This is a genomic window from Klebsiella sp. DY2415, from assembly GCF_026314315.1.
GTDB lineage: Bacteria > Pseudomonadota > Gammaproteobacteria > Enterobacterales > Enterobacteriaceae > Klebsiella > Klebsiella ornithinolytica.
In genome coordinates this window covers 4,734,731-4,756,782 of sequence record NZ_CP111115.1, presented here as the reverse complement: position 1 = coordinate 4,756,782, position 22,052 = coordinate 4,734,731, and the positions used below count along the sequence as shown (strand labels likewise).

Annotated in this window: 23 protein-coding genes and 1 pseudogene; 17 read left to right on the top strand and 7 right to left on the bottom strand. The window is 56.2% G+C overall.

Going from position 1 to position 22,052, the window contains the following annotated elements:
• The first annotated feature begins 35 nt into the window (after positions 1–35).
• Positions 36–623 carry a molybdopterin adenylyltransferase gene (gene mog / locus OQV00_RS22555; RefSeq protein WP_266279452.1) on the top strand — a complete coding sequence of 196 codons (588 nt, stop codon included), beginning with the start codon at positions 36–38 and terminating at the stop codon, positions 621–623.
• Positions 624–745: 122 nt separating this feature from the next.
• Positions 746–2,056: an MFS transporter gene (locus OQV00_RS22550; RefSeq protein ID WP_032716547.1), complete on the top strand. Its 1,311-nt coding sequence runs from the start codon at positions 746–748 to the stop codon at positions 2,054–2,056.
• Between the two features lie 57 nt (positions 2,057–2,113).
• Here OQV00_RS22550 and satP read toward each other — a convergent pair whose 3' ends face one another.
• Positions 2,114–2,680 (bottom strand): acetate uptake transporter, encoded by a 567-nt coding sequence (gene satP, locus OQV00_RS22545; RefSeq protein WP_266279449.1) that lies wholly within the window; start codon positions 2,678–2,680, stop codon positions 2,114–2,116.
• 137 nt (positions 2,681–2,817) lie between these two features.
• Here satP and OQV00_RS22540 point away from each other — a divergent pair, with 137 nt between their 5' ends.
• From OQV00_RS22540 to nhaR, 5 genes are all read left to right on the top strand, one after another.
• Entirely contained in the window at positions 2,818–3,003 is a 186-nt protein-coding gene (locus OQV00_RS22540; RefSeq protein ID WP_032716548.1) for a hypothetical protein, read from the top strand.
• Between the two features lie 117 nt (positions 3,004–3,120).
• Complete coding sequence (dnaK, locus tag OQV00_RS22535) at positions 3,121–5,037, top strand: molecular chaperone DnaK (protein WP_004857708.1); 1,917 nt, start codon at positions 3,121–3,123, stop codon at positions 5,035–5,037.
• Between the two features lie 87 nt (positions 5,038–5,124).
• The gene (dnaJ, locus tag OQV00_RS22530; protein WP_004857710.1) at positions 5,125–6,261 is read left to right on the top strand and encodes a molecular chaperone DnaJ; all 1,137 of its coding nucleotides are present in this window, start codon (positions 5,125–5,127) and stop codon (positions 6,259–6,261) included.
• Between the two features lie 223 nt (positions 6,262–6,484).
• Positions 6,485–7,657, top strand: coding sequence for a Na+/H+ antiporter NhaA (nhaA, locus tag OQV00_RS22525; protein ID WP_064359593.1), 1,173 nt, complete (start codon positions 6,485–6,487; stop codon positions 7,655–7,657).
• A 52-nt stretch (positions 7,658–7,709) separates the two neighbouring features.
• Positions 7,710–8,609 (top strand): transcriptional activator NhaR, encoded by a 900-nt coding sequence (nhaR, locus tag OQV00_RS22520; RefSeq protein WP_004857714.1) that lies wholly within the window; start codon positions 7,710–7,712, stop codon positions 8,607–8,609.
• 62 nt (positions 8,610–8,671) lie between these two features.
• Here nhaR and rpsT read toward each other — a convergent pair whose 3' ends face one another.
• Complete coding sequence (gene rpsT, locus OQV00_RS22515) at positions 8,672–8,935, bottom strand: 30S ribosomal protein S20 (protein ID WP_003018940.1); 264 nt, start codon at positions 8,933–8,935, stop codon at positions 8,672–8,674.
• Positions 8,936–9,054: 119 nt separating this feature from the next.
• On the opposite strand from rpsT, the pseudogene OQV00_RS22510 reads away from it, so the two are divergent.
• The 7 genes and pseudogenes from OQV00_RS22510 to rihC all read left to right on the top strand — a co-directional run.
• Positions 9,055–9,258, top strand: a pseudogene (locus tag OQV00_RS22510) (DUF2575 domain-containing protein); the annotation flags it as partial.
• 7 nt (positions 9,259–9,265) lie between these two features.
• A complete protein-coding gene (gene ribF, locus OQV00_RS22505; RefSeq protein ID WP_004857719.1) occupies positions 9,266–10,204 on the top strand; it encodes a bifunctional riboflavin kinase/FAD synthetase in 939 nt (312 codons plus the stop codon).
• A gap of 44 nt (positions 10,205–10,248) precedes the next feature.
• Positions 10,249–13,065 (top strand): isoleucine--tRNA ligase, encoded by a 2,817-nt coding sequence (ileS, locus tag OQV00_RS22500; protein ID WP_004857721.1) that lies wholly within the window; start codon positions 10,249–10,251, stop codon positions 13,063–13,065.
• The gene (gene lspA / locus OQV00_RS22495; protein ID WP_004857723.1) at positions 13,065–13,562 is read left to right on the top strand and encodes a signal peptidase II; all 498 of its coding nucleotides are present in this window, start codon (positions 13,065–13,067) and stop codon (positions 13,560–13,562) included. The genes ileS and lspA overlap by 1 nt, the downstream gene beginning before the upstream one ends.
• A gap of 118 nt (positions 13,563–13,680) precedes the next feature.
• A complete protein-coding gene (gene fkpB / locus OQV00_RS22490; RefSeq protein WP_004857725.1) occupies positions 13,681–14,130 on the top strand; it encodes an FKBP-type peptidyl-prolyl cis-trans isomerase in 450 nt (149 codons plus the stop codon).
• A gap of 1 nt (position 14,131) precedes the next feature.
• A complete protein-coding gene (gene ispH, locus OQV00_RS22485) occupies positions 14,132–15,082 on the top strand; it encodes a 4-hydroxy-3-methylbut-2-enyl diphosphate reductase (protein WP_004857727.1) in 951 nt (316 codons plus the stop codon).
• A gap of 66 nt (positions 15,083–15,148) precedes the next feature.
• The gene (gene rihC, locus OQV00_RS22480; protein ID WP_266279446.1) at positions 15,149–16,063 is read left to right on the top strand and encodes a ribonucleoside hydrolase RihC; all 915 of its coding nucleotides are present in this window, start codon (positions 15,149–15,151) and stop codon (positions 16,061–16,063) included.
• On the opposite strand, the gene OQV00_RS22475 is transcribed toward rihC, so the two are convergent.
• The gene (locus OQV00_RS22475; protein WP_088911864.1) at positions 16,024–16,971 is read right to left on the bottom strand and encodes a LysR family transcriptional regulator; all 948 of its coding nucleotides are present in this window, start codon (positions 16,969–16,971) and stop codon (positions 16,024–16,026) included. The two genes, rihC and OQV00_RS22475, sit on opposite strands and share 40 nt — an antisense overlap.
• A gap of 92 nt (positions 16,972–17,063) precedes the next feature.
• On the opposite strand from OQV00_RS22475, the gene OQV00_RS22470 reads away from it, so the two are divergent.
• The 3 genes from OQV00_RS22470 to OQV00_RS22460 all read left to right on the top strand — a co-directional run bounded on the left by OQV00_RS22470 (position 17,064) and on the right by OQV00_RS22460 (position 19,149).
• Positions 17,064–17,693 (top strand): alanyl-tRNA editing protein, encoded by a 630-nt coding sequence (locus OQV00_RS22470; protein ID WP_015585179.1) that lies wholly within the window; start codon positions 17,064–17,066, stop codon positions 17,691–17,693.
• A gap of 117 nt (positions 17,694–17,810) precedes the next feature.
• Positions 17,811–18,380 carry a glucose-6-phosphate isomerase family protein gene (locus OQV00_RS22465; protein WP_004857736.1) on the top strand — a complete coding sequence of 190 codons (570 nt, stop codon included), beginning with the start codon at positions 17,811–17,813 and terminating at the stop codon, positions 18,378–18,380.
• Entirely contained in the window at positions 18,367–19,149 is a 783-nt protein-coding gene (locus OQV00_RS22460) for a glucose-6-phosphate isomerase family protein (RefSeq protein WP_004857738.1), read from the top strand. Before OQV00_RS22465 ends, OQV00_RS22460 begins: the two co-directional genes overlap by 14 nt.
• Before the next feature lie 340 nt (positions 19,150–19,489).
• On the opposite strand, the gene OQV00_RS22455 is transcribed toward OQV00_RS22460, so the two are convergent.
• From OQV00_RS22455 to OQV00_RS22440, 4 genes are read right to left on the bottom strand one after another with little or no spacing between them, the layout of a single operon-like run.
• Positions 19,490–20,308, bottom strand: coding sequence for a PTS system mannose/fructose/sorbose family transporter subunit IID (locus OQV00_RS22455; protein ID WP_004857740.1), 819 nt, complete (start codon positions 20,306–20,308; stop codon positions 19,490–19,492).
• Positions 20,308–21,105 (bottom strand): PTS mannose/fructose/sorbose/N-acetylgalactosamine transporter subunit IIC, encoded by a 798-nt coding sequence (locus OQV00_RS22450; protein WP_004857742.1) that lies wholly within the window; start codon positions 21,103–21,105, stop codon positions 20,308–20,310. The genes OQV00_RS22455 and OQV00_RS22450 overlap by 1 nt, the downstream gene beginning before the upstream one ends.
• A 10-nt stretch (positions 21,106–21,115) precedes the next feature.
• Complete coding sequence (locus tag OQV00_RS22445; protein WP_004857744.1) at positions 21,116–21,610, bottom strand: PTS sugar transporter subunit IIB; 495 nt, start codon at positions 21,608–21,610, stop codon at positions 21,116–21,118.
• A gap of 11 nt (positions 21,611–21,621) precedes the next feature.
• Positions 21,622–22,050, bottom strand: a complete 429-nt coding sequence (locus OQV00_RS22440; RefSeq protein WP_004857747.1) for a PTS sugar transporter subunit IIA — start codon at positions 22,048–22,050, stop codon at positions 21,622–21,624.
• Positions 22,051–22,052: the final 2 nt, after the last annotated feature.

Below are 22,052 nucleotides of genomic sequence, written 5' to 3'. Positions count from 1 at the left end.
ATTCCGTCTAATTGTACTGTTTGAACGGAATAACGATGAATACCTTACGAATCGGCTTAGTTTCCATTTCCGATCGCGCCTCCAGCGGCGTCTATCAGGATAAAGGCATCCCGGCACTTGAAGAGTGGCTGGCGCGTGCGCTGACGACCCCCTTTGAGCTCGAGACCCGTCTGATCCCTGACGAACAGGTGATTATCGAACAAACGCTGTGTGAGCTGGTTGACGAGATGGCCTGCCATCTGGTGTTAACTACCGGCGGGACCGGTCCGGCCCGACGCGACGTGACGCCGGATGCCACCCTGGCCGTCGCCGACCGCGTTATGCCAGGATTTGGTGAGCAAATGCGCCAGGTTAGCCTACACTTCGTTCCGACGGCTATCCTTTCTCGTCAGGTTGGCGTTATCCGCAAGCAGGCGTTGATTTTGAATCTGCCGGGCCAGCCGAAAGCCATTCAGGAAACCCTTGAAGGCGTTAAAGATGCTGACGGCAAGGTTCTGGTGCACGGGATCTTCGCAAGTGTACCTTATGGTGTACAGTTGCTGGAGGGGCCGTATGTGGAGACAGACGCGGAAGTTGTAGCGGCTTTTCGCCCAAAAAGCGCGAGGCGCGAAACTTTATCCTGAATTTAATACTTTCCTGACATAACCTGCATTGTCGGTGGTGTGCCGTTTTATTTACGATATAGTGTTTTTTACTTTACACATTTCGTGATGACACCTACACACCTCTGGATGAATCGCTTGTTATGTCACAACATACCCGACCTCTGAATCGACAAGATTATAAAACCCTGACGCTGGCCGCCCTTGGCGGCGCGCTGGAGTTTTATGATTTCATTATCTTTGTCTTCTTCGCCGCCGTCGTTGGCGAACTGTTCTTCCCGGCGGATATCCCGGAATGGCTGCGTCAGGTGCAGACCTTCGGCATCTTTGCCGCGGGCTACCTGGCGCGTCCACTGGGCGGCATTATTATGGCCCACTTCGGCGATCTGGTCGGGCGCAAGAAGATGTTCACCCTGAGCATTCTGCTGATGGCATTGCCGACGCTGGCGATTGGTCTGCTGCCGACCTACGCGTCGACAGGCATTGCCGCGCCGCTGCTGCTGTTGCTGATGCGCATTCTGCAGGGGGCGGCTATCGGAGGGGAAGTGCCCGGCGCCTGGGTTTTTGTCGCCGAACACGTGCCGGAAAAGCGCATTGGTATCGCCTGCGGCACCCTCACTGCGGGCCTGACGGTTGGCATTCTACTGGGATCGGTGGTCGCGACGCTGATTAATACCAGCCTGACGCCGCAGGGGATTCACGACGGCGGCTGGCGTATTCCCTTCCTGTTAGGCGGCGTATTTGGTCTGGTGGCCATGTATCTGCGTCGTTGGCTGCAGGAGACGCCGATATTTCTCGAAATGCAGCAGCGTAAGGCGTTAGCACAGGAGCTGCCGGTCAAATCGGTGGTGCTGAAACACCAGAAAGAGGTGGTGGTTTCCATGCTGCTGACCTGGCTGTTATCCGCCGGCGTGGTGGTGGTGATCCTGATGTCACCGGTCTGGCTACAAAAGCACTACGGTTTTGCCCCGGCCATCACCCTGCAGGCCAACAGTATTGCCACCATTATGCTCTGCATCGGCTGTCTGCTGGCAGGGCTGGCGGCGGATCGTTTTGGCGCCAGCCGCACGTTCATCGTCGGCAGTTTGCTACTGGCGCTCTCCAGCTGGGCGTTCTATCACCTTTCCGGCAGCAGTCCACAGCAGCTGTTCCTGCTGTATGGCACGGTGGGATTATGCGTCGGGGTTGTGGGCGCCGTACCTTACGTCATGGTGCGCGCTTTCCCGGCGGAGGTTCGCTTTACCGGCATTTCCTTCTCATATAACGTCTCTTACGCCATTTTTGGCGGTCTGACGCCGATTGCCGTGACCATGCTGATGGGCGTTTCGCCGATGGCACCTGCATGGTACGTGCTGGCGCTTTCGCTGATGGGGCTGGGATTAGGGATCTGGCTGCGCCAGGGGATGAACCGTGATGTGGCTGCCGCCGGCGGGGAGTTGCAGCGCCTGCCTTAACGTTCTGCAACGTTCTGCGAGCAATACCCTCGCCCGTCGGGACGAGGGTATTTTTTATCAATGAGGTGTGCCGATCGGCAGTACGGTGCGACCAAACTGTTCGTTCAGTACTTCACCCATCGCCAGATAAATAGCGCTACCGCCGCAGACTAAACCAATCCAGCCCGCGATTTTTACGAGACCTTCATTATCTGCCAGGTGACCGATTGCCAGCAGCGCAAACAGAACGGTCAGGCTGAGGAAAACGAATTGCAGCATTCGTGCGGCTTTCAGGGTACCGAAGAACATAAACAACGTGAAGACTCCCCACAGACCGAGATACATGCCGAGGAAGTGCGCATCAGGTGCTTCTGCCAGGCCCATTTTCGGCATGAGAAGAATAGCGACCAACGTCAGCCAGAAGGCGCCGTAGGACGTAAAAGCGGTTAAACCAAAGGTATTGCCTTTTTTAAATTCCAGCAGGCCTGCGAAAATCTGCGCAATACCGCCGTAAAAAATGCCCATCGCCAGGATAGCTACATCAAACGCGAACAGGCCGCTATTTGCCAGATTAAGCAGAATAGTGGTCATGCCGAAGCCCATAAGGCCCAGCGGTGCCGGATTAGCCAACTTAGTGTTGCCCATAATTCCTCAGAATAATGATTAGAAAGGGAAGCATTACCCCGCCACTCGGTGACGGGGCGCGGCATCATAATGAGGCGCAGGGTAACTGTCTATGATCTGGCGGGGTATTTTTCGCCAATTTACGCTGGCGCGGATAAATGGCGATCGTTCGCTATCGGCAGCCGGGCGCGGAGGCGTCTGGCGGGACGCGTGCTATCGATAAAAGCCGCTTTTTTACCGGTTTATTCAGTCGGCCTTGTTTATTCGTCTTTTTACCCGGCAAGAAAGTGAAAAATTTTTTTGCTTGCCCCCTTGAGGAAGCGGTGGGCGACCCCATCTTGTAGTCAACCGCAGTGAATGAACCTGAAAAAAATGATGTCTGGGCAGTTGAAACCATAGGTTTCGCCCTTATTACAGGTTTACAACCACATGTTGATCGAATTTTTAGTGGAGACGTTTAGATGGGTAAAATTATTGGTATCGACCTGGGTACTACCAACTCTTGTGTAGCGATTATGGATGGCACTACTGCACGTGTGCTGGAGAACGCCGAAGGCGATCGCACCACGCCTTCTATCATTGCTTATACCCAGGATGGTGAAACTCTGGTTGGTCAGCCGGCTAAACGTCAGGCAGTGACAAACCCGCAAAACACCCTGTTTGCGATTAAACGCCTGATTGGTCGCCGCTTCCAGGACGAAGAAGTTCAGCGTGACGTATCCATCATGCCGTACAAAATCATCGGCGCCGACAACGGCGACGCATGGCTTGATGTGAAAGGTCAGAAAATGGCGCCGCCGCAGATTTCTGCTGAAGTGCTGAAAAAAATGAAGAAAACGGCTGAAGATTACCTGGGTGAGCCGGTAACTGAAGCGGTTATCACCGTACCTGCATACTTCAACGATGCTCAGCGTCAGGCAACGAAAGATGCCGGCCGTATCGCAGGTCTGGAAGTCAAACGTATCATCAACGAACCGACCGCCGCTGCACTGGCTTACGGTCTGGATAAAGAAGTCGGCAACCGTACTATCGCGGTTTACGACCTCGGTGGTGGTACCTTCGATATCTCTATTATCGAAATCGACGAAGTTGACGGCGAAAAAACCTTCGAAGTTCTGGCAACCAACGGTGATACCCACCTGGGTGGTGAAGACTTCGATAGCCGTATGATCAACTACCTCGTTGATGAGTTTAAGAAAGATCAGGGCATTGACCTGCGTAACGATCCGCTGGCCATGCAGCGTCTGAAAGAAGCGGCTGAAAAAGCGAAAATCGAGCTTTCTTCCGCTCAGCAGACCGACGTGAACCTGCCGTACATCACTGCAGATGCCACCGGTCCGAAACACATGAACATCAAAGTGACTCGTGCGAAACTGGAAAGCCTGGTTGAAGATCTGGTGAACCGTTCTATCGAGCCGCTGAAGGTTGCGCTGCAGGACGCGGGTCTGTCCGTGTCTGACATCCAGGACGTTATCCTGGTTGGTGGTCAGACTCGTATGCCAATGGTGCAGAAGAAAGTGGCTGAGTTCTTTGGTAAAGAGCCGCGTAAAGACGTTAACCCGGATGAAGCTGTGGCGATCGGTGCTGCGGTTCAGGGTGGTGTACTGACTGGTGAAGTCAAAGACGTTCTGCTGCTGGACGTTACCCCGCTGTCGCTGGGTATCGAAACCATGGGCGGCGTGATGACTGCGCTGATCAACAAGAACACCACTATCCCGACCAAGCACAGCCAGGTGTTCTCTACTGCAGAAGACAACCAGTCTGCGGTAACCATCCACGTGATTCAGGGTGAGCGTAAACGCGCTTCCGATAACAAATCACTGGGTCAGTTCAACCTGGATGGGATTAACCCGGCACCGCGCGGTATGCCGCAGATCGAAGTCACCTTCGACATCGATGCTGATGGTATCCTGCACGTGTCCGCCAAAGACAAAAACAGCGGTAAAGAGCAGAAAATCACCATTAAGGCCTCTTCTGGTCTGAACGAAGAAGAAATTGCCAAAATGGTTCGTGATGCGGAAGCGAACGCTGAATCTGACCGTAAGTTCGAAGAACTGGTTCAGACCCGTAACCAGGGCGACCATCTGCTGCACAGCACGCGTAAGCAGGTTGAAGAAGCGGGCGACAAACTGCCGGCTGACGACAAAACTGCCATCGAGTCTGCGCTGACCGCGCTGGAAACTTCACTGAAAGGTGAAGACAAAGCGGACATCGAAGCGAAAATGCAGGCGCTGGCTCAGGCTTCCCAGAAGCTGATGGAAATTGCTCAGCAGCAACACGCTCAGCAGCAGGCTGGCGGTGCTGAAGCTTCTGAAAGCAACGCGAAAGACGACGATGTCGTTGACGCCGAGTTTGAAGAAGTGAAAGACAAAAAATAATCGCCCTTTGAACGGGTAAAACACTGGCACGGGCGAAGAGGTTTCCTCTCCGCCCGTGCACGCATGTTAAGGGGCTGAAAAACACCAATGGCAAAGCAAGATTATTACGAGATTTTGGGCGTTTCCAAAACAGCGGAAGAGCGTGAAATCAAAAAGGCTTACAAGCGCCTGGCCATGAAATACCACCCGGACCGTAACCAGGGTGATAAAGAAGCCGAAGCGAAGTTTAAAGAAATTAAAGAAGCGTATGAAATCCTGACTGATGACCAGAAGCGTGCGGCCTACGATCAGTACGGCCACGCCGCCTTTGAACAAGGTGGCATGGGCGGCGGCGGCGGTGGTTTTGGCGGCGGTGCCGATTTCAGCGATATCTTTGGCGACGTGTTTGGCGATATCTTCGGCGGCGGTCGTGGCCGTCAGCGTGCGGCGCGTGGCGCTGACCTGCGCTACAACATGGACCTGACGCTGGAAGAAGCCGTTCGCGGCGTGACTAAAGAGATTCGCATCCCGACGCTGGAAGAGTGTGACGTCTGCCACGGCAGCGGCGCGAAAGCGGGCAGCAAACCGCAAACCTGTCCAACCTGTCACGGTGCCGGTCAGGTGCAGATGCGCCAGGGCTTCTTCGCCGTTCAGCAAACCTGTCCGCATTGCCAGGGACGCGGTACGCTGATTAAGGATCCGTGCAACAAATGCCACGGTCACGGCCGTGTCGAGAAGACTAAAACCCTGTCGGTCAAAATCCCGGCTGGTGTTGATACCGGCGATCGTATTCGTCTTTCAGGCGAAGGCGAAGCGGGCGAGCACGGCGCTCCGGCTGGCGATCTGTACGTTCAGGTCCAGGTTAAGCAGCACGCTATCTTTGAGCGCGAAGGCAATAACCTGTACTGCGAAGTGCCGATCAACTTCACCATGGCTGCCCTCGGCGGCGAGATTGAAGTCCCGACGCTGGATGGCCGCGTCAATCTGAAGGTGCCTGGCGAAACGCAGACCGGTAAGCTATTCCGCATGCGTGGCAAAGGCGTGAAATCCGTACGCGGTGGCGCGCAGGGCGATCTGCTGTGCCGCGTGGTGGTTGAAACGCCGGTAGGGCTTAATGAAAAACAGAAACAGCTGCTGAAGGATCTTCAGGAAAGTTTTGGCGGCCCAACGGGTGAAAAAAACAGCCCGCGCTCCAAAAGTTTCTTTGATGGCGTGAAGAAATTCTTCGACGACCTGACGCGCTAATCTGCTGCGATTCTGAAAAGCCACTTTATTGTTAAAGTGGCTTTTTTGTTTCCAGCCCGCTATCTGTTAATGATGGCTGAATCCCTCCGGTCAGAGTCGCACTTTGCCGTCTGTCTTATATCGTAAAAATCGAGCTATAACGCAATAATAATCTTATTTTTTCGAAGTGTTATGGCGACTAGAATAGTTTCATCGATGAATTAGCCTTATAGAGAGAGTAAAAGTGAAACATCTGCAGCGTTTTTTCAGTAGCGATGCTTCAGGGGGCATTATCCTCATTTTTGCGGCCGCGTTGGCCATGCTGTTGGCTAATACTGACGCGACCAGCGGTATTTACCATTCCTTTCTGGAAACACCCGTTCAGCTGCGTGTTGGTGCGTTAGAAATCAATAAGAACATGCTGCTGTGGATTAACGATGCGCTGATGGCCGTCTTCTTCTTACTGATTGGCCTGGAAGTGAAGCGAGAGATGATTCAGGGGGCGCTGGCCAGCCGCCGTCAGGCCGTTTTCCCGGTCGTGGCTGCCTTAGGTGGGATGATTGTCCCGGCGCTGATCTACCTGGCGTTTAATGCTCAGGATCCGATTACCCGGGAGGGGTGGGCGATTCCGGCGGCGACCGATATCGCTTTTGCGCTGGGCGTGCTGGCGCTGCTGGGCAGTCGCGTACCGCCGGCGTTGAAAATCTTCCTGATGGCGCTGGCGATTATCGACGACCTGGGCGCCATTATCATCATTGCCCTGTTTTATACCAGTGACCTTTCCGTCCTGTCGCTGGGCGTGGCGGCTGGGGCGATTGCCGTGCTGGTCGCGCTCAATCTTTGCGGCGTCCGACGCACCGGTATCTATATCCTGGTCGGCGCGGTGCTATGGACTGCGGTCCTGAAGTCCGGGGTTCATGCGACGTTAGCCGGGGTGATCGTTGGCTTTATGATCCCGCTGAAGGAGCAGGGCGGTAAATCACCGGCTAAGCAGCTTGAGCATGTCCTGCATCCGTGGGTGGCTTACCTGATTCTGCCGCTTTTCGCCTTCGCTAACGCAGGCGTCTCGCTGCAAGGGGTAACGATTGAAGGACTGACGTCACTGCTGCCGCTGGGGATTATTGCCGGGCTGTTTATCGGCAAACCGCTGGGTATCAGCCTGTTCTGCTGGCTGGCGTTAAAACTGAAATGGGCATCGCTGCCGGAAGGGACGACCTGCAAGCAGATTGTGGCGGTCGGCATTCTGTGCGGGATTGGCTTCACGATGTCGATTTTCATCGCCAGTCTGGCCTTCAGCAGCGTTAACCCTGGCTTAATCAACTGGGCCAAGCTGGGCATCCTGATTGGATCGGTCCTGTCGGCCGTGACCGGGTATATGATACTACGCAGGCGTATTGCGGATACCACGACGGCTTAACATTCGACGGGGAGCCTGTAAGGGCTCCCCTGGCATTATCAGGGAGAGAAACATGTCGCATATTAATTACAACCACCTGTATTACTTCTGGCACGTTTACAAAGAAGGTTCTGTTGTCGGCGCCGCGGAGGCTTTGTTTCTGACGCCGCAGACCATTACCGGGCAAATCAAAGCGCTCGAAGAGCGTTTGCAGGGGAAATTGTTTAAACGCAAGGGGCGGGGGCTGGAGCCGAGTGAACTGGGCGAGCTGGTATTCCGCTATGCGGACCGCATGTTCACGCTGAGCCAGGAGATGCTCGATATTGTGAACTACCGCAAAGAGTCTAACCTGCTGTTCGATGTCGGCGTTGCCGATGCTTTGTCGAAACGACTGGTGAGCGGGGTGCTGGATGCGGCGGTAGTGGATAATGAACAGATTCATCTGCGTTGCTTTGAATCGACTCACGAAATGCTGCTTGAACAGCTCAGCCAGCACAAGCTCGATATGATCATCTCAGACTGCCCCATCGATTCCACCCAGCAGGAAGGGCTGTTCTCCGTACGTATCGGCGAGTGCAGCGTGAGCTTCTGGTGTATGAACCCGCCGCCGGAAAAACCGTTCCCCGCCTGTCTGGAGGAGCGTCGTCTGCTGATCCCCGGTCGGCGCTCGATGCTGGGACGCAAGCTTCTGAACTGGTTCAACTCCCAGGGGCTGAAGGTCGAGATTCTCGGTGAGTTTGACGATGCGGCGCTGATGAAGGCGTTCGGTGCGGCGCATAATGCGATTTTTGTCGCGCCGACGCTTTACGCGCATGACTTCTATCAGGACGAGACGATTATTGAGATCGGACGGATGGAGAATGTGATGGAGGAGTATCACGCCATTTTTGCCGAAAGGATGATTCAGCATCCGGCGGTGCAACGGATTTGCAATCGCGACTATTCGTCACTCTTCACGACGCCGCAGCCGTAACTGACAGACATAAAAAAACCCGCTTTCGCGGGTTTTTTTACAAAGCGATAACAAGCAGACGATTAAGCCAGTTTGTTGATCTGAGCGGTCAGGTTTGCTTTATGACGCGCAGCTTTGTTTTTGTGGATCAGACCTTTAGCAGCCTGACGGTCCACGATTGGTTGCATTTCGTTAAATGCTTTCAGTGCAGTAGCTTTGTCGCCAGCTTCGATAGCTGCGTATACTTTCTTGATGAAAGTACGCATCATAGAGCGACGGCTAGCGTTGTGCTTGCGGGCCTTTTCAGACTGAACGGCGCGCTTCTTAGCTGATTTGATATTAGCCAAGGTCCAACTCCCAAATGTGTTCTATATGGACAATTCAAAGGCCGAGGAATATGCCCGTTTAGCCTTCTTTTGTCAATGGATTTGTGCAAATAAGCGCCGCTTAAAACAACGACGCTTTATTACGTAGTGATGGCGCAAGATTCTACCAGCTTGTTGCTGGCGAATACAGCCTTTCCACCATAAAAATCGCTGGGCTCGGGTAGTTTTTGCCGCATTCCCGCGCTGAGTTGATGAATTCCCGGGATCTTTCGGTTAAGAGGTGCAATCGCTGGTTAACGTCGTCAGTTGTACAAGGTATACTCGGACGATTTTCACTGTTTTGAGCCAGACATGAAGCTGATACGCGGCATACATAATCTCAGTCAGGCGCCGCACGGGTGCGTGCTGACCATTGGTAATTTTGACGGTGTGCATCGCGGGCATCAGGCGCTGCTGCAGCGTTTGCGCGCCGAGGGCCGCCAGCGTGGTTTACCGGTGGTGGTGATGATTTTCGAACCACAGCCGCTGGAGCTGTTTGCCGCCGATAAGGCGCCCGCCCGTTTGACGCGTCTGCGGGAAAAGCTGAGCTATCTGGCTGAAAGCGGCGTCGACTATGTGCTGTGCGTGCGCTTTGACCGCCGCTTCGCCGCCCTGACCGCCCAGGATTTTATCAGCGAACTGCTGGTGCGCCGGTTAGGCGTGCAGTTCCTCGCTGTGGGGGATGATTTCCGCTTTGGCGCTGGTCGCCAGGGGGATTTCTTGTTATTACAGAAAGCCGGGGCGGAATATGGTTTTGACGTAACCAGCACCCAAACTTTCTGCGAAGGCGGTGTACGTATCAGCAGCACGGCGGTGCGCCAGGCGCTGGCGGATGACGACCTTGTGCAGGCGGAAAACCTGCTGGGTCATCCCTTTACGATCTCCGGACGCGTGGTCCACGGCGATGAGCTGGGGCGTACTATTGGTTTTCCGACGGCGAACTTACCGCTACGCCGTCAGGTTTCCCCGGTAAAAGGGGTCTATGCGGTGGAAGTAACAGGACTGGGCGACAAACCGCTGGTGGGCGTCGCCAACATTGGCACCCGTCCAACGGTTGCTGGCGTTCGCCAGCAGCTGGAAGTGCATTTGCTGGACGTTGTAATGGACCTTTATGGTCGCCATATAGACGTAATACTGCGTAAAAAAATACGTAACGAGCAGCGATTTGCGTCGCTTGATGAGCTGAAAGCGCAAATTGCACGTGATGAGTTAACGGCCCGCGAGTTCTTTGGGCTGGCCAGGCAGGCATAAGTCTGTTGGTGTTTATCAAACCGAAATACGGAACCGAGAATCTGATGAGTGACTATAAATCCACCCTGAATTTGCCGGAAACAGGGTTCCCGATGCGTGGCGATCTCGCCAAGCGCGAACCGGGAATGCTGGCGCGTTGGACCGATGATGACCTGTACGGCATCATCCGTGCAGCGAAAAAAGGCAAAAAAACCTTCATTCTGCATGATGGCCCTCCTTATGCGAATGGCAGCATTCATATTGGTCACTCGGTTAACAAGATTCTGAAAGACATTATCGTTAAGTCCAAAGGACTGACGGGCTATGACTCGCCTTACGTTCCAGGTTGGGACTGCCACGGTCTGCCGATCGAGCTGAAAGTGGAGCAGGAATATGGCAAGCCGGGTGAGAAATTCACCGCCGCTGAATTCCGCGCCAAGTGCCGCGAATATGCCGCGACCCAGGTTGACGGCCAGCGTAAAGACTTTATCCGCCTGGGCGTGCTGGGCGACTGGTCGCGTCCGTACCTGACCATGGACTTCAAAACCGAAGCCAACATCATCCGTGCGCTGGGTAAAATCATTGGCAACGGCCACCTGCACAAAGGCGCGAAGCCGGTGCACTGGTGCGTTGACTGCCGTTCTGCGCTGGCGGAAGCAGAAGTCGAGTATTACGACAAAACGTCTCCTTCTATCGACGTCGCGTTCCACGCGGTAGACAAAGCCGCGGTGCTGGCGAAATTCGGCGTTGCCGATGTTACCGGCCCGGTATCCCTGGTTATCTGGACCACCACCCCGTGGACCCTGCCTGCCAACCGCGCTATCTCCCTGTCGCCGGAATTCGACTATGCGCTGGTGCAGGTTGCAGGTCAGGCGCTGATCCTGGCGAAAGATCTGGTTGAAAGCGTGATGAAACGCGCGGGTATGGCGGATTACACCATCCTGGCGGCGGTGAAAGGTGATGAACTGGAGCTGATGCGCTTTAAGCATCCGTTCCTCGACTTCGACGTTCCGGCGATCCTCGGCGACCACGTTACCCTCGATGCGGGTACCGGTGCGGTGCATACCGCCGGCGGCCACGGTCCGGACGACTACACCATCAGCCAGAAATACGGTCTGGAAATTGCTAACCCGGTCGGCCCGGACGGTTCCTACCTGCCAGGGACCTGGCCGGCGCTGGACGGTATTAACGTCTTTAAAGCGAACGACATCATCGTCGAGATGCTGCGCGAAAGCGGCGCGCTGCTACACGTTGAGAAAATGCAGCACAGCTATCCATGCTGCTGGCGTCACAAGTCGCCGATCATCTTCCGTGCGACCCCACAGTGGTTCGTCAGCATGGATCAGAAAGGCCTGCGCGCGCAGTCGCTGAAAGAGATCAAAGGCGTGCAGTGGATCCCGGACTGGGGCCAGGCGCGTATTGAATCGATGGTGGCCAACCGTCCTGACTGGTGTATCTCCCGTCAGCGTACCTGGGGTGTGCCGATGTCTCTGTTTGTGCACAAAGAGACCCAGGAACTGCACCCGAACACCCTGGAACTGATGGAAGAAGTGGCGAAGCGCGTTGAGGTGGACGGTATTCAGGCGTGGTGGGATCTCGACTCCCGCGACATCCTCGGTGCCGATGCCGACAGCTACGAGAAAGTGCCGGATACTCTGGACGTATGGTTCGACTCCGGTTCTACCCACTCTTCCGTGGTTGACGTACGCCCGGAATTCTCCGGTCACGCCGCCGATATGTATCTGGAAGGTTCCGACCAGCATCGCGGCTGGTTCATGTCCTCGCTGATGATCTCCACGGCGATGAAGGGCAAAGCGCCGTACCGCCAGGTGCTGACGCACGGTTTCACCGTTGATGGTCAGGGACGTAAAATGTCCAAATCCATCGGTAACACCGTCTCTCCGCAGGATGTGATGAACAAGCTGGGCGCGGATATCCTGCGTCTGTGGGTCGCGTCGACCGATTACACCGGCGAAATGGCGGTCTCTGACGAGATCCTTAAACGCGCCGCCGACAGCTATCGTCGTATCCGTAACACCGCGCGCTTCCTGCTGGCGAACCTTAACGGTTTCGATCCGGTTAAAGACATGGTGAAACCGGAAGAGATGGTGGTGCTCGATCGTTGGGCGGTAGGCTGCGCGAAAGCGGCGCAGGAAGATATCCTGAAGGCCTATGAGTCTTACGACTTCCACGAAGTGGTGCAGCGCCTGATGCGCTTCTGCTCCATTGAGATGGGCTCGTTCTACCTCGACATCATCAAAGATCGCCAGTACACCGCGAAAGCGGACAGCGTGGCGCGTCGCAGCTGCCAGACCGCGCTGTTCCATATTGTGGAAGCGCTGGTTCGCTGGATGGCGCCGATCATGTCCTTCACCGCAGACGAAATCTGGGGCTACCTGCCGGGTTCCCGCGAAAAATACGTCTTCACCGGTGAGTGGTATGAAGGTCTGTTTGGCCTGGCCGACGACGAAGCGATGAACGACGGCTTCTGGGACGATCTGCTGCAGGTACGTGGCGAAGTCAATAAGGTCATCGAGCAGGCGCGTGCTGACAAGCGGGTGGGCGGTTCTCTGGAAGCGGCGGTCACGCTGTATGCCGATGCCGATCTGGCCGCGAAGCTGAACGCGCTGGGCAGCGAATTACGATTTGTCCTGTTGACCTCCGGGGCGACGGTTGCCGATCATGCACAGGCGCCGGCTGATGCCTGGCAGAGTGAACTGCTGAAAGGTCTGAAAGTCGTGCTGAGTAAAGCCGAAGGCGAGAAATGCCCACGCTGCTGGCACTACACCAGCGATGTCGGCAAGGTGGCGGAACACGCGGAAATCTGCGGTCGCTGTGTCAGCAACGTCGCCGGTGACGGCGAAAAACGTAAGTTTGCCTGATGAGTAAATCTGTCTGTTCAACGGGGCTACGCTGGCTTTGGGTCGTCGTAGCCGTGCTGATTATTGACCTGGGCAGTAAATTCCTGATCCTCCAGAACTTTGCTCTGGGGGATACGGTATCGCTGTTTCCGTCGCTTAATCTGCACTATGCGCGTAACTATGGCGCAGCTTTTAGTTTCCTTGCCGATAGCGGCGGCTGGCAGCGCTGGTTCTTTGCCGGCATTGCCATCGGTATCTGCGTGATTCTGGCGGTCTTGATGTATCGCTCAAAAGCCACGCAAAAGCTGAACAACATTGCCTACGCGCTGATTATTGGCGGCGCGCTGGGGAATTTGTTTGATCGGCTATGGCATGGTTTCGTCGTCGATATGATTGATTTCTACGTCGGGGACTGGCATTTCGCCACCTTCAACCTCGCTGATACCGCAATTTGTATCGGCGCAGCGCTGATTGTGCTGGAAGGCTTCCTGCCTTCTAAAGAGAAAAAAGCCGCATAAACATTGCCGGATGGCGCTGGCGCTTATCTGGCCTATAATGTACTGCGCTCCTTGTCGGCCCGGTAAGCGTAGCGCCACCGGGCAAACAGGCGGCTGAAATTTTAAAGAGCAAACCTGCATGTCTAAATCCGTACAGAGCAACAGCGCGATCCTCGTTCACTTCACGCTGAAACTGGATGATGGCTCAACGGCTGAATCCACCCGCAATAACGGCAAACCTGCCCTGTTTCGCCTTGGCGACACCTCCCTGTCTGAAGGTCTGGAACAACAGCTTCTTGGTCTGAAAGAGGGGGAGAAAAAGGTATTCTCGCTGGAGCCCGATGCTGCGTTTGGCATACCAAGCCCGGATCTTATCCAGTATTTTTCCCGCCGCGAATTTATCGATGCGGGCGAGCCGGAAATCGGCGCGATTATGCTCTTTACCGCAATGGATGGCAGCGAAATGCCCGGCGTGATTCGTGAAGTGAACGGCGATTCGATCACCGTGGATTTCAACCACCCGCTGGCCGGGCGCACCGTCCATTTTGATATTGAAGTGCTGGAAATCGATCCGGCGCTGGAGGAGTGAAATGCAGATCCTGTTGGCTAACCCGCGCGGCTTTTGCGCCGGCGTTGACCGCGCTATCAGCATTGTCGAAAACGCGCTGACGCTCTACGGCGCGCCGATCTATGTGCGTCATGAAGTGGTGCATAACCGCTATGTGGTCGATAGCCTGCGCAAGCGCGGCGCCATTTTTATCGAACAGATTAGCGAAGTGCCTGATGGCGCGATCCTGATTTTCTCCGCGCACGGCGTCTCTCAGGCGGTACGTAATGAAGCGAAAAACCGCGATCTGACGGTCTTTGACGCGACCTGTCCGCTGGTGACCAAAGTACATATGGAAGTCGCCCGCGCCAGCCGTCGCGGCGAAGAGTCGATCCTTATTGGCCATGCCGGTCACCCGGAAGTGGAAGGGACGATGGGCCAGTACAGCAACCCGGAAGGGGGAATGTATCTGGTGGAATCACCCGATGATGTCTGGACGCTGGATGTGAAAAACGACGCCCGGCTGTCGTTTATGACGCAGACCACCCTCTCGGTAGATGACACTTCGGATGTGATCGACGCGCTGCGCGAACGTTTCCCGAAAATCGTCGGGCCGCGTAAAGACGATATCTGTTACGCAACGACCAACCGTCAGGAAGCGGTTCGCGCGCTGGCGGAACAGGCCGATGTCGTGCTGGTGGTGGGGTCGAAAAACTCCTCTAACTCCAACCGCCTGGCGGAGCTCGCTCAGCGGATGGGGAAAGCAGCCTATCTGATTGACGACGCGACGGATATTCAGGAAGCGTGGGTCAAAGAGGCCGCGTGCGTTGGCGTGACCGCAGGCGCATCGGCCCCGGATATCCTGGTGCAGAACGTGATTGCGCGTCTGCAGGCGCTGGGCGGTGGAGAAGCCGTCCCGCTGGAAGGGCGTGAAGAGAATATCGTTTTCGAAGTACCGAAAGAGCTGCGGGTTGATGTCCGTGAAGTAGACTAAGTTCTTTCGCCGGCGGATGTGAGAAGATGCCAGACTTAACGTCTGGCATTTTTTTTGGGAGAAACGATGCGCTTACCGATCATTCTTGATACCGATCCCGGCATTGACGACGCGGCGGCGATCGCCGCCGCGCTATTCGCCCCCGAGCTCGATCTGCAGCTGGTGACGACGGTGGCGGGGAACGTGTCGGTGGAAAAAACCACGCGTAACGCCCTGCAGCTGCTGCATTTCTGGCAGGCGAAGGTTCCTCTGGCTCAGGGAGCGTCGATGCCGCTCTTGCGCCCGCTGCGCGATGCGGCCTCCGTGCACGGCGAGTCCGGCATGGAAGGGTATGATTTTGTCGAGCATGACTGTCAGCCATTGCCGAAACCGGCCTTTCAGGCCATTCGCGATGCGCTGATGCATGCTCAGGAGCCGATTACGCTGGTGGCGATTGGTCCGTTGACCAATATTGCGCTGCTCCTGACGCAGTACCCGGAATGTCGCTTTAATATTCGCCGGCTGGTGATCATGGGCGGTTCCGCCGGGCGCGGTAACTTTACGCCTAATGCGGAGTTCAATATTGCTATCGATCCGGAAGCCGCGGCCAGCGTATTTCGCAGCGGTCTGGAGATCGTGATGTGCGGGCTCGACGTGACGAACCGGGCAATGCTGACGCCGGAGTACCTTGCCACGCTGCCCGCGTTGAACAAGACCGGAAAGATGCTCCACGCGCTGTTCAGCCATTATCGCAGCGGCAGCATGAGCAGCGGGCTGCGCATGCATGACCTGTGCGCCATTGCCTGGCTGGTGCGCCCTGAACTGTTTACCCTGCAACCGTGCTTTGTGGCGGTGGAAACGCAGGGGACCTGGACATCCGGCACCACCGTCGTCGATATCGAAGGGCGACTGGGGCAGCCGGCGAACGCGAACGTTGCGCTGGCGCTGGATGTGGACGGTTTTCAGCGCTGGGTGGCGGAAGTGTTGGCCCTGGCGCCGTAAGCAGCCAGACGACCGTCAATTTTCTCGCTCAGAAAATCAATCATGGCCCGCATTCTGGCGGGCATATGTTTATTGCCCGACCACAGCAACCACAGCTGTCCGGTATAGCTACTGATAAACTCCCATTCTGCCAGAACCTGGACGATATCGCCCCGGGCCAGCGCGTCGCGGGCGGTAAACAGCGGCAGGCTGCCGATACCTAAATGCTGCTGCACCGCATCAAGGCGCACGGCAGTATGGTTGGCGGCGTAGCGTCCGTGAGTCTGGATAGTTTCCGTTTTACCCGCCCGTCGGAATTTCCAACGTGAGTCGGCCGGCGTTTCGCCCAGGCTGATGCAGCTGTGAGCGCGCAGCTCCGCCGGCGTTTGCGGCGTGCCATGCTGCTGCAAATAATCCGGTGTGGCGCAGATCACGTGGGTCACCGGCATCAGCGGCTTGCCGTGTAGCCCGGGAGAGGGGGTGTGGGTAATCCGCAGCGCCAGATCAATACCATCATCAATCAGATCCAGATAGCGGTCCTCAAGCCGCAGACAGACGTCCACGCCGGGGTAGCGGGTGAGAAACTCCGTCATTAACGGATGAATCACAAACCGCCCGACGGCCTTCGGCACGCTGAGCGTCAGTTTGCCCTGCGCCACTTCCTGCGCACTACTGGCGGAATTCATCGCCTGGCGAGCCGATTCCAGCATCTCCTGTGCGTGCGCATACACCGTTTTCCCGGCATCGCTCAGGCGTAATTTACGCGTGCTGCGGTGCAGCAGCTTACAGCCCATTTGCTGTTCCAGCCGCGAGACGCTGCGGCTGATCGCCGAAGGCGTTGCTCCGGAAATACGGGCGACGGCAGAAAAACTGCCCTGATCGACAATTTGCACGAACAGGGCAAGGTCGGGGAGTAAATTGAGATTCATTTGTGCTCTTGAGGCAAAAGTGCATTGATGAATGACGGGATTATCGTCATGGATAATATCAATATACTGTCCTGACTGAGAGGAGGACAACCATGACTGAACGTCTTTATTACACCTGCGATGAGACCGAGATGCGAGCTCTGGTCGTGAGTTGCCAGAGTGAGGCCGATGGCCGTTACGCTATTGAGCTGAACCAGACCTTGTTTCACCCGCAGGGCGGCGGGCAGCCGGCCGATCGCGGCTGGATTGGCGGTATTGCTGTTGAAGGCGTGGTGGCGCGAGGCGACAGCGTCCTGCACATTGTCGCGCAACCGCTGCCGCCTGGAGAGGTGGAGATTCGGGTGGATGAGGCTGCCAGGCGTCTGCACTCGCGGCTGCACTCAGCGGGACATCTGATAGGCCTGGCGGGCGAGCGGGCTGGCTGGCGCCCGGTCAAGGCGCACCACTGGCCCGGAGAAGGGCGGATAACGTTCACCGCTATCGGGTCCGCCATCGTGCCGGAGGCCAGTGCACTGCTGGCGACGATCGCGGGCTGGCAGGCGGAAAATCTGCCGCGGCATCTGACTTTTGAGGATGGGCGGCGTCAGGTCGGATTTGGGTCATTACCGGCCTATCCCTGCGGCGGAACGCATGTTGCCAGCCTGTCTGAACTGGGGATGGTGACGATTAGCCAGGTAAAAATCAAAAAAGGTCAGCTGATCGTGAGTTATACGCTGGAGTGAGCGGCGACGCTGGCGGATTTTTGTGTGATATCAGTTGCAAAGTCGCCCGACTCATCTGAGGTTAATCGATTAATCTGCTAATCTTATTCTGTTGTTCTCCTCGGGCCGGAGACAAATATGAATCCTTCCTTTATTCAGCCACCGCAGGTGGTCTGGGCCAGCGGCGCACTTGCCGATGGCCCGTTGTTACGTAAATCAACGCGCATTGCGGATCTTGCGCAGGTGTTCGCCGATGAGCGCGCGCGTCAGGGAATGGTGGGCGAGCTGGTCGTTTATGATGTGGAAATGCTTGATACCTCTTCAGCGGAAGGGGCGCTGTATACCGGCGTCACCCATCTTTATCCCGGAAAAGTGGGCAACGAGTATTTTATGACCCGCGGGCATTTTCATGCCCGTCGTGAACAAGGCGAAGTCTACTTTGGTCTGCGGGGAAGTGGTCTACTGCTCCTGCAAGATGAGCAAGGGCAAGCGCGCTTTGAGCAGGTTTTTGCCGGGTCAGTACATATTATTCCAGGGTTCACCGCGCACAGGCTGATTAATACCGGGGGCGATACGCTTTCCGCGCTGGCGGTCTGGCCCGGCGTCGCGGGGCACGATTACGCAGCGCTGGCAAACGGCTTTGCGCTGCGGGTCTTTGAAGAGCATCGGACTCTCCAGGTAAAGGCGGTGCAGAATGACGAAATCTGACTGTTGTTACGGGCTGGATATGGCGATTCATCATCGACCGCTGGGTTTTAGCTACGGCAATGATGTCACCGGGCCGATGCCGGAAATCCGTCGTCTCGATCAGATTCGCGCTTCGCTGCGCGATCCCCACTGCGAAGGGCCGGAGGAGGTGTATGCCATCGCCATGGATGTGGCGCGGATGCAGGATCGTGAAGAGCTGAAAAAACGGATGCTGCTGTTTGGCGTGGTGACCTATGCCGCCGGGCGACTGGGGGATGAACCGGTTCGCAGTCAGGGACATGTCCATCGCATCAGCCAGCACAGCGGCTGGTCGCCGCCGGAGCTGTATGAAATCTGGCAGGGGAAAGCCATTATCTACATGCAAGAGTATGTGGAGGACGACCCCGGTCGCTGCTTTGCGGTCATCGCCGGGCCGGGAGAAAAGGTACTGGTGCCGCCCGGCTGGGGCCATGCCACCATTTCGGCGAGCCCGGATGAACCCTTAACTTTTGGCGCATGGTGCGATCGCGAGTACGGCTTTGAATATGATGCCGTGCGCGCCCGAAAAGGGCTGGCCTGGTATCCGCTGCTGCAGGATGAACAGATTATCTGGTTGCATAATTCGCACTATATTCCCGGGCGCTTACAGGCTATTACCCCCCGGCAGTATACGGAGTTTGGCATTACCTCCGCGCCAGTTTATCAGCAGTTTATTGACGATCCTGCCCGCTTCCAGTTTATCTCCCGCCCGGATAAGACAGCGGAATTATGGCGGAATTTCCATCCATAGCAAAACCGGGGCATGCCCTAATGCCGATCGTTTAAGGGGCGGCTGACCGATCCGGCAGGGGTGTAAGAATCAGCCATCTCAAAGAGATTGCCGATTTTTTATGGGCGCTGTCAGGTTTTCAACATATCTGCAGGAGTTTCTGTCCCGTCGTTCGCACAAACCACCGTTTACCGGCATCGCGCTGGCCTGCGATAAACCCAAAAAATGCGGGTCACCTTTAAGTGACCCGCATTAGGGCATCGCCCCGGTTTTTTGACGTTGGGCGGATATTCACGCTATCCGCTGCGTTTGTCCCGGCCCGCGCGACGCGACCGGGACATTTTCACAACACCATCCGATATCAGCCGGCAAACAGACCGCTCACCACGCCGAGTGCGGCCAGTACCAGCAGCAGCACCATCGCTTTTACCGGTGAAACCCCGCGTTTGGCCATCAAATACCACGTCCCCAGCACCACCACAAGCGGCAGCAGCTGCGGGAAGATGCCATCCAGCATCTGCTGAACGTGAATATTGACCCCGTCTTTGGTGACGAATTCCAGCCCGGTTCCGAGTTTAACGTAGCTTGCCGCAACGCCACCCATGACGAAAACGCCCAGCAACGACAAGGCTTCACGCAGGCGGGTAGACTTACTGCTGACCAGCATCTCTACCGATCCGGAACCCATTTTGTAGCCTTTGAGAAACAGAAACCAGGAGCCGGGAATAATGATGCCCAGCCAGGCGACGGTATAGAACAGCGGCCCGAGAATGCTGCCGCCGGCCGCCAGCGCCATACCGATACTCAGCAAAATCGGGATAAGCATGCCGGGGATCATTGAATCACCGATCCCGGCGATCGGCCCCATCAGGCCGACTTTCAGGGTGTTGATCGTTTCACCATCGATCGGTTCGCCGTTGGCTTTTTTCTCCTCCAGCCCCAACGCCATACCGTTGACGATCGCGCCGATCTGCGGCTCGGTGTTATAGAACGATGCGTGACGGCGCAGCATTTCGGTGCGCTGGGCGGCATCGGGATAGAGTTTTTTCGCCACCGGCAGCATGCTCAGGCAAAAGCCGAAGGATTCCAGGCGTTCAAAGCTCATTGAAGAGAGGTTGTGCATCATCCACGCGCGCCAGCAGCGGCGCAGGTCTTTGCGGGTCAGGGTACGTTCTTCCATCAGAATTCATCCTCATCATCGACGACCGGTTTTGCGCCAGTGCTCTGCTGCGGCTCCGGTTTGTAGTTGTAATGGATTAACGCCAGCAGCGAGCCCACGATCACCAGCGCGACCATATTGAGCTTTAAAAAGACGATGCAGACGAAACCGACGAGAAAATAGATCAGCATGGTGTAGTTTTTGATGATCTGTTTGAGCAGGATAGCGATCCCCACCGCAGGCAGAATGCCGCCCAGCACGTTCATCGTCGACAGAATGATTTTGGGCAAACTGTCCATAAAACTACTGATGTACTGCGCACCGAAATAGACGGCGATAAAAGTCGGTACGAAGCGTAAAACGAAGTTCGTCGCCTGGGGCCAGATGGCGCTGTTGAGATAAATTCCGCGTTCGTCGCCACGATCCAGCGCAACATCGGCCCGATGGTTCCAGAAAGAGTTCAGTACCATCATGGCGTTAAACAGAATGGTTCCGGCGATACCGATGGTGGCCGCCAGCGCCACCGCTACTTCCGGTCCTTTCCCTGACAGGATCCCGAGGGCGATGGCCGGGTAAGCGACAAAGTTAAGGTCGGCCGGCATCGACCCGCCCGGTGTCACCATGGCGATATAGACGGCCTGGACCGCCACGCCGATCATAATGCCGGTTTTGACATCGCCGAGAATAAGCCCGACCAGCATGCCGGAAACCAGCGGCCGGGTGATCAGATACCAGCCGCCGGTCAGCCCCAAAAGCCAGGGGCTACTGAGGGCGCCCAGATAGCAAAGAAAGCCTATCAATGTCGCTTCGATAATCATCATCCGCTCCTTATTTCAGCTTCTGCCGGGCGTCCTGCCAGCTGTAACAGCCGGCATCCGGGACCAGGCGGAATTCAACAAGATGTCCGTGCTGCACCAGCCAGTCAAAGGCGGCTATCTCCTCCGCGTTGACCGATTGGTTCGGGCCAATGGTTCGGGTATCGGCGCGGGCGCTCATTGGGCCAACGTTAATTTTGCCGTTGGCATTTTTCAGGCTGATACCGGCTGCTTCGATGCGCTGGAGCGTGACGGGGGATTTGCCGATCACGAAGTAACGCTTATCGCTGGCGATCACTTTGGGCAATTTTTCGATAGCTGTCGCGGTGTCGAACAGCCAGACTTTGGTGTCCTGAACCGCGCCTTTCATCACGGATGAGAGCAGCGGATCGGCCGCGACGGCATCGTCAATGGCGACGATGCCGTCGCAGGGCAGCTCTTTGGCCCAGCGTGTCACGAGCTGCCCATGAATAACGCGGTCGTCGATACGTACAAAAGAGATACTCATAGCGGTTTCCTTTAAAAATCATCGGACTGAACGGATATCGTCGGGGCAGCCATGACCAGTGTCGGTACGGTTAACGCCAGCAGCTGTGCGGCAGCATCGTGCACATCCGTTAAATGGTGAACCTCGTCGCTTTGCAGCAGCATCGGAAAATTGACCCCCGCAACGACGGCGACCGGGGGGATCGTCTGAGAGGAAAACGCGTGCTGGCAGGCGATGTTCCACGGCGTACCGCTTTGCATATCGCACAGCACCAGCACGCCATCGGCGTTTTGTCCGGCGCTGGCCAGCGTGCGGGCGAAATCCTCTCTGAAGCCTTCAATGCCGGCCTGCTCGCCGAGCGTCACGGCGAAGACATGAGGTAATTCGCCGTAAACCATGCGGCCGCTTGCAAGCAGGGCGTTCGCCAGCGGGCCGTGGGTGGCAACAATAACGTTGATCATGC

Excerpts from the sequence above, each read along its gene's own strand:
- OQV00_RS22445 (WP_004857744.1), bottom strand. The coding sequence starts at position 21,610 with ATGAGTATCTCTTTTGTACGTATCGACGACCGCGTTATTCATGGGCAG.
- dnaJ (WP_004857710.1), top strand. The coding sequence starts at position 5,125 with ATGGCAAAGCAAGATTATTACGAGATTTTGGGCGTTTCCAAAACAGCG.
- dnaK (WP_004857708.1), top strand. The coding sequence starts at position 3,121 with ATGGGTAAAATTATTGGTATCGACCTGGGTACTACCAACTCTTGTGTA.
- ileS (WP_004857721.1), top strand. The coding sequence starts at position 10,249 with ATGAGTGACTATAAATCCACCCTGAATTTGCCGGAAACAGGGTTCCCG.
- OQV00_RS22465 (WP_004857736.1), top strand. The coding sequence starts at position 17,811 with ATGAATCCTTCCTTTATTCAGCCACCGCAGGTGGTCTGGGCCAGCGGC.
- ispH (WP_004857727.1), top strand. The coding sequence starts at position 14,132 with ATGCAGATCCTGTTGGCTAACCCGCGCGGCTTTTGCGCCGGCGTTGAC.
- rihC (WP_266279446.1), top strand. The coding sequence starts at position 15,149 with ATGCGCTTACCGATCATTCTTGATACCGATCCCGGCATTGACGACGCG.
- nhaR (WP_004857714.1), top strand. The coding sequence starts at position 7,710 with ATGTCGCATATTAATTACAACCACCTGTATTACTTCTGGCACGTTTAC.
- ribF (WP_004857719.1), top strand. The coding sequence starts at position 9,266 with ATGAAGCTGATACGCGGCATACATAATCTCAGTCAGGCGCCGCACGGG.
- OQV00_RS22450 (WP_004857742.1), bottom strand. The coding sequence starts at position 21,105 with ATGATTATCGAAGCGACATTGATAGGCTTTCTTTGCTATCTGGGCGCC.
- OQV00_RS22460 (WP_004857738.1), top strand. The coding sequence starts at position 18,367 with ATGACGAAATCTGACTGTTGTTACGGGCTGGATATGGCGATTCATCAT.
- OQV00_RS22440 (WP_004857747.1), bottom strand. The coding sequence starts at position 22,050 with ATGATCAACGTTATTGTTGCCACCCACGGCCCGCTGGCGAACGCCCTG.
- OQV00_RS22470 (WP_015585179.1), top strand. The coding sequence starts at position 17,064 with ATGACTGAACGTCTTTATTACACCTGCGATGAGACCGAGATGCGAGCT.
- mog (WP_266279452.1), top strand. The coding sequence starts at position 36 with ATGAATACCTTACGAATCGGCTTAGTTTCCATTTCCGATCGCGCCTCC.
- OQV00_RS22550 (WP_032716547.1), top strand. The coding sequence starts at position 746 with ATGTCACAACATACCCGACCTCTGAATCGACAAGATTATAAAACCCTG.
- lspA (WP_004857723.1), top strand. The coding sequence starts at position 13,065 with ATGAGTAAATCTGTCTGTTCAACGGGGCTACGCTGGCTTTGGGTCGTC.
- OQV00_RS22455 (WP_004857740.1), bottom strand. The coding sequence starts at position 20,308 with ATGGAAGAACGTACCCTGACCCGCAAAGACCTGCGCCGCTGCTGGCGC.
- OQV00_RS22540 (WP_032716548.1), top strand. The coding sequence starts at position 2,818 with ATGGCGATCGTTCGCTATCGGCAGCCGGGCGCGGAGGCGTCTGGCGGG.
- fkpB (WP_004857725.1), top strand. The coding sequence starts at position 13,681 with ATGTCTAAATCCGTACAGAGCAACAGCGCGATCCTCGTTCACTTCACG.
- OQV00_RS22475 (WP_088911864.1), bottom strand. The coding sequence starts at position 16,971 with ATGAATCTCAATTTACTCCCCGACCTTGCCCTGTTCGTGCAAATTGTC.
- satP (WP_266279449.1), bottom strand. The coding sequence starts at position 2,680 with ATGGGCAACACTAAGTTGGCTAATCCGGCACCGCTGGGCCTTATGGGC.